This is a genomic window from Streptomyces sp. NPDC058665, from assembly GCF_042714995.1.
Lineage (GTDB): Bacteria > Actinomycetota > Actinomycetes > Streptomycetales > Streptomycetaceae > Streptomyces.
Genome location: NZ_JBHXRX010000020.1, coordinates 88,422 through 101,751, shown reverse-complemented (window position 1 = coordinate 101,751; position 13,330 = coordinate 88,422). Strand labels below are relative to the sequence as shown.

Here is a 13,330-nt window from a genome sequence, read left to right as displayed (position 1 = left end):
GTAGAGAGCGGCGGGCGGGGGCGGGAGCGAACACGGTGTCTGGTGTTGGACGTGTGACTGGGCAGACTGTCGCCCCGCCGACGGTACGGCGCACACGGCACTATCCTCGGCGCGTTGGCTTGTGCGTCTTGGGCTTGTGCGTCTTGGGGGAGGGCCGAACGGCCATGGAGAAGCTGGCTGCGGGAGATCCACAGCGCATCGGCGCGTACCGGTTGCTGGCCCGCCTCGGCGCGGGCGGCATGGGCCAGGTCTATCTGGCCCGCTCGGACCGGGGCCGTACGGTCGCGGTGAAGCTCGTACGCAAGGAACTCGCCGTACAGGACGAGTTCCGCAACCGGTTCCGGCTGGAGGTCGCCGCGGCCCGGCGGGTCGGCGGCGCGTGGACGGCGCCGGTCCTCGACGCGAACACGGAGGCGCCGGTGCCGTGGGTCGCCACGGGGTACGTGGCCGGGCCCGCGCTCCAGAACGTGGTCTCGGGCACGCACGGGCCGCTGCCCGCGCGCTCGGTACGGATACTCGGCTCGGGTCTCGCCCACGCCCTCCAGGACATCCACGGCGCCGGTCTGATCCACCGCGATCTCAAGCCGTCCAACGTCCTCGTCACCATCGAGGGCCCGAAGGTCATCGACTTCGGTATCGCCCGCGCGCTGGAGGCGGTCACCGACGCCGGGCCGACGAGGACCGGGAGTCTCGTCGGGTCGCCCGGCTTCATGGCGCCGGAGCAGGTGCGCGGCACGGCGGTGACACCCGCGTGCGACGTGTTCTGCCTGGGCTCGGTGCTCATGTACGCGGCTACGGGGCGGCTCCCGTTCGGCACGGCGGACACCGCGGTGCACGTGCTGATGTTCCGGATCGCGCAGGAGGAGCCGGATGTGTCCGAACTCCCCGAGGGGCTGCGGGAGTTGGTGGGCGACTGCCTGAAGAAGGACCCGGCGGAGCGCCCGACCCCGGCGCAGATCCTGGCCCGCGTGGGCGAACCGGACGCCGACGAGCCCTGGCTGCCCGGCCCGCTGCTCGCCCAACTGGGCACGGACGCGGTGCAGTTGCTGGAACACGAGGAGCCGGGGGCGCGTACGGAGCTGGCGTTCTCGAAGCCGGTGGGCCCACCGGCGGAACCGTCCCCCGAACCGCCACCGCCCGGCGGGAACGACATGCACGGCATGGCGACGATGATCAGCCCGCCGCCCCCGGAGCCGGCACCGCGGCCGCAACAACCGCCGCCACCCCAGCCCCAGCAGTCCGAGCCACAACCCATGCATCACATCCCCCCACCCCCGCTCCCCCAGCAGTACGGATACCCCCAGCCCGGCCAGCCCCCGCTCCCCCCGTGGGGCGCCACACCCCCTTACGGCCATCCATCCCCGTACGGCCCCACTCCCCCGTACGGCCCGGCGCCCGTCCCGCCTCCCGAGCCACCGCGTCGCAGCGGTCGCGGCACGGTCGCGCTGATCGCCGTCGCGGTGATCGTCGCGCTGGGCGCGGGCGGTTCGGTGTACGCGTTCATGGACAGCGGCAGCGAGAAGAACGAGTCGTCGAACAACCAGGCCGACGACAAGTCCTCCGCGGACGAGAACACACCCTCCGAGGAGCCCTCGGCCACCGGGTCACCCTCCCCGTCGGCCTCCGAGGAGGCCGACCCCGGCGACGTACCGAAGCAGTACCTCGGCGCCTGGTCCGGCACCATCGACGGCGCGAGCGGGCTCAACACCCGCGAACTCTCCATCCGCCAGGGCGCGGTGGGCGACACCGTGCTCGTCCTGACGGCGGAGGGCCCGACCGACACCGGCGGCACGTATCAGTGCGTCTTCGAGGCCTCGCTCAGCGCGGCACCGGGCTCCGGCCCGCTCCGGATCGGCCCGTCCACGGTCACGACGGGCCGCCCGATGTCCTCCTGCACCCCGGGCGCCGCGACAGAACTGACGATCCTCCCGGACGGCCGCCTGCGCCGCGTGACCACGGCGAACGGCGAATCGGTGACGTACACGAAGAACGACTGACGGCGCGGCCTAGCCACCACATGAAGACGAGAGCGGCCTGCTGAGCCGGGCCGACTCCTGGCTGTGGCGATCAAGCATTTGCCTACACCCTTTAGGTATGCGCATAATCTACTTAGGAACACCAGCGGAAGGCCGGACCCATGTCCCCACGAGCAGGACTGACCACCGAGCGCCTGGTCCGTGCCGGAGCCGAGTTGGCCGATGAGGTCGGGTTCGAGCAGGTGACCGTCTCCGCGCTCGCCCGGCAGTTCGACGTCAAGGTCGCGAGTCTGTACTCGCATCTGAAGAGCTCCCACGACCTCAAGACCAGGATCGCCCTGCTCTCCCTGGAGGAGATGGCCGACCGGCTCGCCACCGCGCTCGCCGGGCGCGCGGGCAAGGACGCCCTCGCCGCCTTCGCGGACGTCTACCGCGACTACGCCCGCGAGCACCCCGGCCGCTACACCGCGGCCCGCCTGACGCTCGACCCGGAGACGGCCGCCGCGAGCGCGGGACCCCGGCACGCCCAGATGACCCGGGCGATCCTGCGCGGGTACGACCTGACGGAGCCGGACCAGACCCACGCCGTACGGCTCCTGGGCAGCGTCTTCCACGGCTACATCAGCCTGGAGACCGCCGGCGGATTCAGCCACAGCGCACCCGACACCCGGGAGACCTGGGTCTGGATCGTGGACCGCGTCGACGCGCTCCTCCGCACCTGGCCCCCCTCCGCGCCCGCCACACCCCCCGCCCCTCCACCCACGAAGTGAGACCGATCATGCGCGACTGGATCACCACCCCCCTCACCCCCCGCCTCCTGCGCGGCGCCCTCGATCTGGAGCGCACCGCGCACGGCCTCCTGCCACACCGCCTGCCCGCCTGGGCCCGCGCCCAGAACACCGACCCGGGCCTGGCCATGGCGGAGGACCAGCCCTCCGGCGTACGGCTCGTCCTCCGCACCCGGGCCACCGCCGTCGAGCTGGACGTGCTGCCCACCAAGCGCGAGTACGCGGGCGCCCCGCCCCGCCCCGACGGCGTCTACGACCTGCTCGTCGACGGCCGGCTGACCGACCGGGCGTCGGTCAAGGGCGGCAACATCCTGACCATCGACATGACCGCCGGAACCGCCGAGATCAAGCCGGGCCCGCCCGGCACCGTGCGCTTCGACGGCCTGCCCGCCGCCGAGAAGGACGTCGAGATCTGGCTGCCGCACAACGAGACCACCGAGCTCGTCGCCCTGCGCACGGACGCCCCCGTCGAGCCCGTACCGGACCGGGGCCGTCCGGTCTGGCTGCACCACGGCAGCTCGATCAGCCACGGCTCCGACGCCGCGAGCCCCACCACGACCTGGCCCGCACACGCGGCCTCCCTCGCCGGGGTGGACCTGATCAACCTGGGCTTCGGCGGCAACGCCCTGCTCGACCCCTTCACCGCACGCACCATGCGGGACACCCCCGCCGACCTGATCAGCGTCAAGATCGGCATCAACCTGGTCAACACCGACCTGATGCGCCTGCGCGCCTTCGCCCCCGCCGTCCACGGCTTCCTCGACACCATCCGCGAGGGCCACCCCACGGCGCCGCTGCTGGTCGTCTCGCCCACCTACTGCCGTATCCACGAGGACACGCCCGGCCCGAGCGCCCCGGACTTCTCCGGGATCAGCGAGGGGCGGATCCGGTTCCTGGCGGCGGGCGACCCGGCCGAGCGCGCGAGCGGAAAGCTGACGCTGAACGTCATCCGCGACGAGCTGGCCCGGATCGTACGGCAGCGGTCCGCCGACGATCCGAACCTGCACCACCTGGACGGCCGGGAGCTGTACAGCGAGACGGACTACGCCGAACTGCCCCTCCCGGACGAGCTCCACCCGGACGCCGCGACGCACCTGCGCATAGGCGAACGCTTCGCGGAGCTGGCGTTCACGAAGACCCGGCTGAACCCGGCGCGCTGACCGCGCCGGCGCGCCGGGCCCTCTCCCGGGGGGCGCCTCAGCTCAGCTGCCCCGTCGGCATCAGCGTCAGCTGCTGGAAGTTCACGCGCGCCGGCAGCCCCGCCAGGTACCCGACCGCCCCGGCCACGTCCTCCGGCGTCAGCCACTCCAGCGAGTCCCGGACCCCGTCCAGCCACTCCAGCGCGCCGCCGTCGGTGACGTGGGTCTGGAGCTCCGTGGTGACAAGACCCGGCTCCAGCGTCGAGACGCGTACCTTCTTCGGCCCCAGCTCCACCCGCAGATTGCGGGACATGTGGGTGACGTACGCCTTGGTGCCCGTGTAGACGGCGAAGTTCGTGTAGATGTTCTGCGCGCCGATCGACGACGTGTTGATCAGGTCGGCGACGCCCCGCTCTCCGGCGGCCCGCACCAGCTGCGGTACGAACGCCCCGATGACGTACATCAGTCCGCTGACGTTCACGTCGATCTGCCGCTGCCACAGCTCCGTGGTCCGCTCCTCGATCGGCGCGGGCAGCATGACCCCGGCGTTGTTGAACAGCAGGTCCGCGCCGCCCAGTTCGGCCTCGACCCGGTCGGCGGCGGCCTGTACGGCGTCGGGGTCGCTCACGTCGGCGGCGACGGCGATCGCGGTGCCGCCGTTCTTCCCGATCCGGGCGACCAGGTCGTCCAGCCGGTCCGCCCGCCGGGCGAGGACGGCGACGGAGGCGCCCAGCTCGGCCAGGTGCTCCGCCGTCGCGGCGCCGATGCCGCTGGAACCGCCGGTGACGACGGCGACGCGCCCCGCGAGGGGCTTGGTGTTCGTGGACATGGTTGTGCCTTCCTCGAAAAATGCCAGTGGATTACGAGGCCGGCCCGGCGGCTCGTCCGCCGGCTCCCGGCCCACATCCAGAACACCACCCCCGGCCCCGGCCCCGGCCGCCATAACAGGCCCTGAACAGGCAGGTACTGGCAGAACCCCCCACACCCCACCCGGCACCCGCCCGAGCACCGACACTTGAGTCATGGACCGAAGTGCGAGCACCACCGGTAGAACGCGCACCACCCGCGGCACCGAGCTGGCCGACTTCCTCCGCTCACGCCGCGCCCGCATCACCCCCGACGAGGCCGGCCTCCCCACCGACGGCCGTACGCGCCGAGTGCCCGGCCTGCGCCGCGACGAGACCGCCCGTCTCGCCGGGGTCAGCACGGAGTACTACACCCGCCTCGAACAGGGCCGGGCCACCAACCCCTCCCCCGAGGTCGTCGACGCGCTGGCCCGCGCCCTGCGCCTGGACACCGACGAGCACCAGCACCTCACCGACCTCGTCACGCGCCCCGCCCCCGCCCGCCACACACCCGTGGCCCCGCAGCGTGTCCGCCCCGGCCTGCGTCTGATGCTCCAGACGCTCGGCCACGTACCGGCCTTCGTCCTCGGCCGCCGTACCGACATCCTGGCCTCCAACCGGCTGGCCCGCGCGGTCCTCACCGACTTCGACGCCCTGCCCGCGACCCGCCGCAACATGGCCCGCTACTACCTCCTGGACCCGGAGGCGCGCGACCGCGTCGGCGACTGGGACCAGATGGCCGCCGAGACGGTGGCCATGCTCCGCCTGGAGGCGGGCCGCTTCCCCAACGACCGCCAGCTCGCCGACCTCGTGGGCGAACTGACGCTGCGCTGTCCGGAGTTCACCGGCTGGTGGAACGACCACCGGGTCCTGCGCCGTACGCACGGGACCAAGCACTACCGCCACCCCCTGGTCGGCGATCTGCACTTCAGCTACGAGGCCCTCCAGCCGCCCGGCGACACCGACCAGACCCTGTGCGTCTACAACGTCGAGCCCGGCTCCCCCTCCGCCGACGCGCTGCGTCTCCTCGACAGCTGGACGGCGCCCCAGCACACCGGCCCGGCCCCGGACCCCGCCGCCTGACCTCCGCCGGACCTCCGCCTGACCTCGCGTTCCGCCCCCGTGACCCCCAATACCCGACGCCCGGCATCCACCGGCGGCTCACACGGCGCACAGGGCTCAATACGGCGCTCACGGCGCACACTCCGCACGCCGTTCGGGTCGCTGTTCGGGACTATTCGGGTGGGCGGCCGGTCGCGCCTCAGGGGGTGGCCGTCGGGCCTGTCGATGATCAGATGCGGTCCCGCGAGGACGGGTCCGCACCATCACGAGAGGACTTCCCATGCGCCCTAGTCGCGCACTCCTGACCGCCGCCCTCACCGCCGGTCTCGCACTCACCCCCCTGGCCGCTGTCGCCGCCGCGCCCGTCCAGGAGGACCCGTCCGTTCTGAGCTGGGGCGCCGGCCGTACCGGCCAGCTCGGCAACGGTGCCACGAGGGACAGCTCCACCCCGGTTCCCGTCACCTCGCTCGTCCGCGGCGACGTCGAGAAGATCTCGGCCGGCGGCACCTCGTCGTCCGACTCCTTCGCGCTCGCCCTCATCGACGAGACCGTCAAGTCCTGGGGCCACAACAGCTCCGGTCAGCTCGGCAACGGCAACCGCACCAACCGCAGCGTCCCCACCGCCGTGTCGCGCCTCGCGAACGTCAAGGACGTCGCCGCGGGCGGCGAGCACGCCCTGGCGCTGGACGCCAACGGCCGCGTGTACGCGTGGGGTGACAACAACTACGGCCAGCTCGGCAACAGCCGCACGGGCGACATGCGCTCCGTCCCCAGCGCGATCAAGGGCATGCCCAAGGTCAAGCAGGTCTCCGCGGGCTGTGACTTCAGCATGGCGCTGACGGAGAAGGGCGACGTGTACGCCTGGGGCCGCGGCGTCTACGGCCAGCTCGGCAGCGGCAGCCGCGCCACCAGCTCCGTACCCCGTCAGATCGAGGGCCTGGAGAACGTCTCCGAGATCGACGCCGGCTGTCACCACGCGCTCGCGCTGACCGCCGACAAGACGGTCAAGGCGTGGGGCAAGAACACGTCCGGCCAGCTCGGTGACTCCTCCACGAGGAGCAGCACCACGCCGGTCGACGTCGACTGGATCGAGGAAGTCAGCGACATCGAGGCCGGCGCCAACCACAACTACGCCATCACCGAGGACGGCCGCGTCTGGGGCTGGGGCAACAACCAGAACAACCAGCTCCTGGAGGCCGACCCGGCCGCCGCCAAGAACAACCGCCAGTTCACCAACCGCACCACCCCCATCGGCATCCCGCGCCTCGAAGGCGCCGAGCAGGTCGCGGCCGGCGCCCAGCACGGCATCGCCGTCTTCGGTGAGGACATCTTCGCCTGGGGCCACAACACCGAGGGCCAGGTCGGCAACAGCACCACGTCGAACATGACGAACATGGAGTCGGTCAGCACCCTCGACGCCAACTCGGCCCCGCAGCACGTGGCCGCCTCCCTCGGCGGAAACACGAGCTACGCCTACTGATCCGAACCAGCCCCGGGCATGAAGCCGGCCCTGTGCGGTGACCTTCACGGGTCACCACACAGGGCCGTACCTATGGCGCTACGCCTCTACGCCTCCGTGGCGCTCCGGCTCAGTCGACCTGCTTCACCTGAATGACCTTGTACTCCTTGCCGCCGATGATCTTCGTCGTCTCGCCCGTCTTCACGAACTTGCCGCCGCGCGGGATGAGAACCTCCGACTCCCTGCCCCGGTAGCGGGAGAGCGGGTCGATGTTGCGGCCGTTGTCGGTCGTGATCTCCATCAGGACGTTCTCGCCCTTCCGGCCGTTGGCCTTCGCGTTCTCGGCGGCGCGGTCGGCCTTCGCCGGGTCGCTGGAGGTGCTGAGGTACTCGGGCATCTCGACCTCTTCACCGTTGGCGTACTTCTCCAGCAGCTCGTCCGGCATGAACGTCCCGCGGTAGAACGTGCCCTCGACGGGCGGCAGGTGCTCCAGAGCGGTGTCCATCTTCTCGATGAACTTCGGGACCGAGTTGGCCCGGCTGCCGGGTACGGGGTGACCGCGCAGGTACTTGTTCGCGTCCTCGGCCCAGGAGCCGGTGTAGTCCGCGACGATGAGCGCGTCTTCCTTGGTGAAGTCCTCCGTCAGCTTGTGCTTCTTGGCCTCTTCCTCGACCTTCTCCGCCCAGGTCTTCCTGTCGACGCTCCCGTAGTCCGGGATGTCGTCCAGGACGTTCATCGGGGTCTTCACGGGGCAACCGCGAAGGTGCGGGGGCTTCGGCTTCGGCTTGGGCTTCTCCTCCGGATCGTCCTTTATCGGGCGAGGCGGCGGGTCGCTGAGCCCGATGGCCATGCTGAGCCTGTCTTCGACATCCTGGAACGTGTCGACACCGGCCATGGAGCTCGCGGACAGCGCCGCCGCGAGGTCCGCCGGAGAGGAGTCTCCGGGAGCTGCCAGGAGGACGGAGCCGCTGCCGCGGTAGGCGACAGGGGTACGAGTACCGGCCGAGGCGAGCGTGTAACGCCCGTCGCCGGCGGCGCCGGTGGTCACCGGCCCGAAGTAGGCGACGTTGGTGTCGCGGCAGTCTTCCTTCTCGTCGTCCTCGTCCTCGTCCTCGTCCTCGTCCTTGTCGTCGTCCTTGTCCTTGTCGTCCTTGTCCTTGTCGTCCTTCTCAGTGCAGCCGGTCAGGCCCCATTGAGACCCGGCCCCGGTCGGGTTGCACTCGACCTTGTCGTCGTCCTTGTCCTTGTCCTTGTCGTCGTCGTCCTTGTCCTTGTCGTCGTCGTCCTTGTCCTTGTCCTTGTCGTTGCCGCCGCTGCTGCTCCCACCGCCGGAGTCAGACCCGCCGGTGCCGGTTTCCGTGCAGCTCTGCATGATGCCCCAGGGGGCCATCACCGGATTGCACTCGACACCGCCGCTCGAACCACCGCTGTCGGAGCCGCCGTCGGACCCACCGCTGTCGGAGCCGCCGTCCGAACCACCGCTGTCCGAACCCCCGTTGTCGGAACCGCCGCTGTCCGAACCGCCATTGGAGCCGCCGCCGCTGGAACCGCCACCGTTGGAGCCCCCGCCGCTGGACCCGCCACCGTTGGAACCGCCGCCGTTGGAACCACCCCCGTTGGAACCACCGCCGCTCGAACCACCGCTGTCGGAACCGCCGTTGGAGCCACCGCCGTCGGAGCCACCACCGCTGTCGCTACCGCCGTCCGAACCCCCGCTGTCCGAACCGCCGTCGGAGCCGCCCCCGTCAGACCCCCCACCGCTGGAGCCGCCACCGCTGGAACCGCCACTGTCGGAACCGCCGTTGTCGCCACCGCCATCGGAACCGCCGCCGCTGGACCCACCACCGTTGGAGCCACCACCGTTGGAGCCACCACCGCTGGAACCCCCGCTGTCCGAGCCACCGTTGTCACCACCGCCGTCAGACCCACCGCCATCGGACCCGCCACCGTCCGAACCGCCGTCGGAGCCGCCCCCGTCGGACCCGCCGCCGTTCGAACCCCCGCCGTTGTCACTGCCGCCGTCCGACCCACCACCGTCCGAACCGCCACCGTTGTCGCTACCGCCGTCCGAACCCCCGCCGTCCGAACCGCCGTTGTCGCCGCCACCGTCAGACCCGCCGCCGTCAGACCCTCCCCCATCCGAACCGCCATCGGAGCCGCCCCCGTCGGAACCAGAGCCACCGTTGTCCCCACCCCCGTTGGAACCCCCGCCGTTCGAACCCCCGCCGGACTCACCGCCGCCCCCGGCGACCGAGTCGCTCTCGCAGTCGCCGCCGAGGATGTTGCAGACTGCCGTCTGAAGGCCGTTCGCGATCTGGGGTCCCACGCCGGTGAGAAGCAGCGCGCCGATGATCAGCGCGACCACGCCGACCATGCCCGCGTACTCGACCGTCGACTGACCCCGGTTCCGCCGCCACCCGATCATGTGCGGAATCGACGGAACGGCCCCCCGCAACCGCTCGCGCGTCCAGCGCGGCCGTACGGCCCGCTGCTCCGCGGGCAGTTCGAACCAGGTCCGGCTCGCCCCCACACTCACCAGCGCCAACAGCGCGCCCGGCAGCAGCAGTTGGGTGACTCCCCGCGCCGAACCCGCGTACAGATTCACGACGCTGCCGACCAGCAGCCACGCCTGGAGAGCGATCAACGCCATCCAGACGACCTTCCCGCCGGTCCACAGGCGCCGCGCCAGTATCACCGCGCCGACACCCGGCGCCATCGCGTACAGCGCCGCCAGAGTCAGCGCCGGCGTGATGTGGCTGCCCAGCTCCAGCAGCGAGTTCAGCACGCCGATGCCGCCCAGCAGGGTGAGCGCGAACATCAGGTAGAGCAGTACCCGGGTGGCGGCGAGTGCCCTCGGCAACTCCCAGCGTTGCGCGGGGGTGTCGGCCCGGAACATCAGGCCCTGTGAGTACAACAAGGGAAAACCCCTCCACCAAAATGCAATCCCGATATCCCCGGCTCGGGCGTTCAGCCGCGGCGCGTCAACCGGGAGGCTATGCACTCGTGAGACCCGGTCGAAGGGCCCACGGACCCACCCCGAGGCCCAATCCAGCAACCGAGCGGCCCTCCCTGTCGGGGCAAGCCGGACCGGGAGGGCCGAAGGGTGGAAAAACGGCCGCCGGGCCGTGGGAATCCCACGGCCCGGCGATGAGCGGTAGTCGATGCCGCTCGGCTGCGTCAGTCCTCTCCCCGCTCCTCCGGCGATTCGTAGTACTCGTTCTCTATGAACTCGCCGGTCCTGGTGCCGTCCGGATTGAGCTTCCACGCGCCCTTGATGTACTTCGAGTCGATCCCGCCGGGGAAGGCGATCTCATCTTCTCCGGAATGGGGGCTGTTGGGCCCGAAGGTCTTGTTGACGTCGATTCCACCCGGCGCGTCGATCTCGTAGACGTAGTCCTGCCCGTAGAAGGGCACCGGCTTTTCCCTCGTCGTCGTCGAGACGAACCCGGACTCCGTGTTTTTGTCGACGTAGTTGTACAGATCCATGTTGTCCGGGTTCTTCGGCTCGAAGTCGTCCACGAAGACTTCCTCCGGCGGACGGTCGTCGAAGCGGTACAGAGTCTCGTCGGTGGTGCGCCACTTGGTGTTCTTGGGGAGCTTCGACGTGTCGACTTCCTTGACCGCGACTTCCGGATGAGGGTTCTCCCTCGGGTCGGGGGGAAGCGTGCACTCCTCCGACCCCGGCTCCGGCTCCGGCTCCGGCTCGGGCTCCGGCTCCGGCTCCGGCTTCGTGTCGGGCTTCGGGTGAACCGGCTGGTCGTTGAGCCCGATGGCGACGGTGAACCGGTTCTCCACGTCCTGGAACGTGTCGACACCGGCCAGGGCGCTGCCCGATATCGTCCCTGCCAGATCCAGCGGGGAAGGAGCGGTGGGAGCCGCCACGAGCAGGTTGCCGCTGGCGACAACGTGCGTACGAGGACCGGCCGAGGCGATTATGTAGCGACCGCTGCCGGATCCGCCGGTCACACTGGCGTAGAAGGTGGCGTTCTTGTCCCGGCAGTCGTCCTCTTCCTCTTCCTCCTCCTCTTCGCCCTCCCCGTCGCAGGACGAAGATCCCTCGTCCTTGCAGTCCTCCTCGCCGCCACTGTCGCCACCGGAGTCACCGCCACTGGCGCCACCGGAGTTGTTACCACCGGACAGACCACCGGTGATCAGTCCACCGGTAACCAGACCACCACTGAGCAGACCACCACTGATCAAGCCACCGCTGGAGTTCCCGCCGCTGTCGCCACCGGAGTCACCGCCTCCACTGTCGCCGCCACCGTCGGAACCACCGTCGGAACCACCGGAGTCACCGCCACCGCTGTCACTGCCACCGTCGGAACCACCGCCGGAGTCAGATCCGCCGGAGTCAGACCCACCGGTGTCGGTCTCGGTGCAGTTCTGCATCATGCCCCAGGGGGCCATTACCGGATTGCACTGGACACCGCCGCTCGAACCACCGCTGTCCGAACCACCGTCCGAGCCGCCGGAGTCGGCGCCACCGTCGGACCCACCGCCGTCGGAACCGCCGCTGTCGCTGCCACCGTCGGACCCACCGCCGTCGGAACCGCCGTCCGAACCACCAGAGTCACCGCCACCGTCGGACCCACCGTCGGAGCCGCCGTTGTCACCGCCTCCGTCGGAACCACCGCCGGAGTCAGATCCGCCGGAGCTGGTCTCCACGCAGCTCTGCATCATGCCCCAGGGGGCCATTACCGGATTGCACTGGACACCGCCGCTCGAACCACCGCTGTCCGAACCACCATCGGAACCGCCGGAGTCGGCGCCACCGTCGGAACCGCCACTGTCGGAGCCGCCGCTGTCCGAACCGCCGCCGGAACCACCGTTGTCACCGCCACCGGAGTCGCCACCGCCGTCAGAGCCACCGCCGGAGTCAGACCCACCATCGGAACCACCGCCGGAGTCGCCACCACCATCGGAGCCACCGCCGCTGTCCGAACCGCCGTTGTCGCCGCCACCGTTGTCGGAACCGCCGTCGGAACCGCCATTGTCGCCGCCACCGGAGTCGCCACCGCCGTCAGAGCCACCGCCGGAGTCAGACCCACCGTTGCCGGAACCGCCGTCGGAACCGCCATTGTCGCCGCCGCCGTTGTCGGATCCACCGTCAGAACCGCCACCGCTGTCCGAACCGCCGTTGTCGCCGCCGCCGTTGTCGGATCCACCGTCGGAACCGCCACCGTCAGAACCGCCGCCGTTGTCGCCTCCGCCAACGTTGTCACCGCCAACGTTGTCACCGCCACCCGAATGACCGGGATGAGAGACCGAGTCGCTCTCGCATTCGCCACCGAGGATGTTGCAGACCGCCGTCTGGAGACCGGTCGCGATCTGGGTTCCCGCCCCCGTGAGCAGAAGCGCGCCGATGATCAGGGCGACCACGCTGACCATTCCGACGTACTCGACCGTCGACTGACCGCGGTTACGTCGCCACTTGATCAGGTGCGGAAGCGACGGCATCCCTTCCCGCCGCAACTTCTCAAGCGTCAGGCGCGGCCTCACGGCCCGCTGTTCCACCGGCAGTTCGAACCAGGTCCGGCTCGCCCCCACACTCACCAACGTCAACAGGACGCCCGGCAAGAGCAGTTGGCTGACGCCGCGCGCCGATCCGCCATACAGATTGACGACACTGCCGATCAACAGCCAGGCCTGGAGCGCGATCAACGTGCACCAGACCGCCTTGCCACCGGTCCACAGCCGCCGCGCCAGAACCACGGCGGCGATCCCCGGCACCATCGCGTACGCCGCCGCCAGACTCACCGAGAACGAGACACGAGTGCCCAGCTCCAGCAGGGAGTTCAGCACGTCCACGCCGCCCAGCAGCGTGAGGCCGAACATCAGATACAACAGAATCCGCGTCGTGGCGAGTGATCTCGGCAACTCCCAGCGACGCTGAGATATGCCGACCTGGGAAACCAGGGGTTGTGAGTCCGACAACGGAGAGCCTTTCCACCAAACTGCTGAAGATCCCGGCCCAGGCGTCAGCCGTGGCGCGTTAGTCGGAACGTTACGTGCACGCAAGACCCAATCCGAAGGGTCCACGGACCCACCCCAGGGCCCAAGC

Annotated in this window: 8 protein-coding genes; 5 read left to right on the top strand and 3 right to left on the bottom strand. The window is 70.4% G+C overall.

What is annotated here, in order from left to right; translation table 11 throughout:
* Positions 1-164: 164 nt before the first annotated feature.
* The 3 genes from ACFWV8_RS15600 to ACFWV8_RS15590 all read left to right on the top strand — a co-directional run bounded on the left by ACFWV8_RS15600 (position 165) and on the right by ACFWV8_RS15590 (position 3,924).
* Complete coding sequence (locus tag ACFWV8_RS15600) at positions 165-1,997, top strand: serine/threonine-protein kinase (RefSeq protein ID WP_384201428.1); 1,833 nt, start codon at positions 165-167, stop codon at positions 1,995-1,997.
* 140 nt (positions 1,998-2,137) lie between these two features.
* Positions 2,138-2,746 carry a TetR/AcrR family transcriptional regulator gene (locus tag ACFWV8_RS15595; RefSeq protein WP_384201425.1) on the top strand — a complete coding sequence of 203 codons (609 nt, stop codon included), beginning with the start codon at positions 2,138-2,140 and terminating at the stop codon, positions 2,744-2,746.
* A gap of 8 nt (positions 2,747-2,754) precedes the next feature.
* The gene (locus ACFWV8_RS15590) at positions 2,755-3,924 is read left to right on the top strand and encodes a GDSL-type esterase/lipase family protein (RefSeq protein WP_384201422.1); all 1,170 of its coding nucleotides are present in this window, start codon (positions 2,755-2,757) and stop codon (positions 3,922-3,924) included.
* A 37-nt stretch (positions 3,925-3,961) separates the two neighbouring features.
* On the opposite strand, the gene ACFWV8_RS15585 is transcribed toward ACFWV8_RS15590, so the two are convergent.
* Complete coding sequence (locus tag ACFWV8_RS15585) at positions 3,962-4,732, bottom strand: SDR family oxidoreductase (RefSeq protein ID WP_384201419.1); 771 nt, start codon at positions 4,730-4,732, stop codon at positions 3,962-3,964.
* 193 nt (positions 4,733-4,925) lie between these two features.
* Between ACFWV8_RS15585 and ACFWV8_RS15580 the strand changes: the two genes are divergently transcribed.
* A complete protein-coding gene (locus ACFWV8_RS15580; RefSeq protein ID WP_384201416.1) occupies positions 4,926-5,831 on the top strand; it encodes a helix-turn-helix transcriptional regulator in 906 nt (301 codons plus the stop codon).
* 259 nt (positions 5,832-6,090) lie between these two features.
* A complete protein-coding gene (locus ACFWV8_RS15575; protein ID WP_384201413.1) occupies positions 6,091-7,290 on the top strand; it encodes an RCC1 domain-containing protein in 1,200 nt (399 codons plus the stop codon).
* 109 nt (positions 7,291-7,399) lie between these two features.
* On the opposite strand, the gene ACFWV8_RS15570 is transcribed toward ACFWV8_RS15575, so the two are convergent.
* Positions 7,400-10,186 (bottom strand): ADP-ribosyltransferase, encoded by a 2,787-nt coding sequence (locus ACFWV8_RS15570; RefSeq protein ID WP_384201410.1) that lies wholly within the window; start codon positions 10,184-10,186, stop codon positions 7,400-7,402.
* Positions 10,187-10,446: 260 nt separating this feature from the next.
* Positions 10,447-13,287 (bottom strand): hypothetical protein, encoded by a 2,841-nt coding sequence (locus ACFWV8_RS15565; protein WP_384201406.1) that lies wholly within the window; start codon positions 13,285-13,287, stop codon positions 10,447-10,449.
* Between the last annotated feature and the right edge of the window lie 43 nt (positions 13,288-13,330).

Coding starts and splice junctions, on each gene's coding strand:
- ACFWV8_RS15600 (WP_384201428.1), top strand. CDS start 165: ATGGAGAAGCTGGCTGCGGGAGATCCACAGCGCATCGGCGCGTACCGG.
- ACFWV8_RS15595 (WP_384201425.1), top strand. CDS start 2,138: ATGTCCCCACGAGCAGGACTGACCACCGAGCGCCTGGTCCGTGCCGGA.
- ACFWV8_RS15590 (WP_384201422.1), top strand. CDS start 2,755: ATGCGCGACTGGATCACCACCCCCCTCACCCCCCGCCTCCTGCGCGGC.
- ACFWV8_RS15585 (WP_384201419.1), bottom strand. CDS start 4,732: ATGTCCACGAACACCAAGCCCCTCGCGGGGCGCGTCGCCGTCGTCACC.
- ACFWV8_RS15580 (WP_384201416.1), top strand. CDS start 4,926: ATGGACCGAAGTGCGAGCACCACCGGTAGAACGCGCACCACCCGCGGC.
- ACFWV8_RS15575 (WP_384201413.1), top strand. CDS start 6,091: ATGCGCCCTAGTCGCGCACTCCTGACCGCCGCCCTCACCGCCGGTCTC.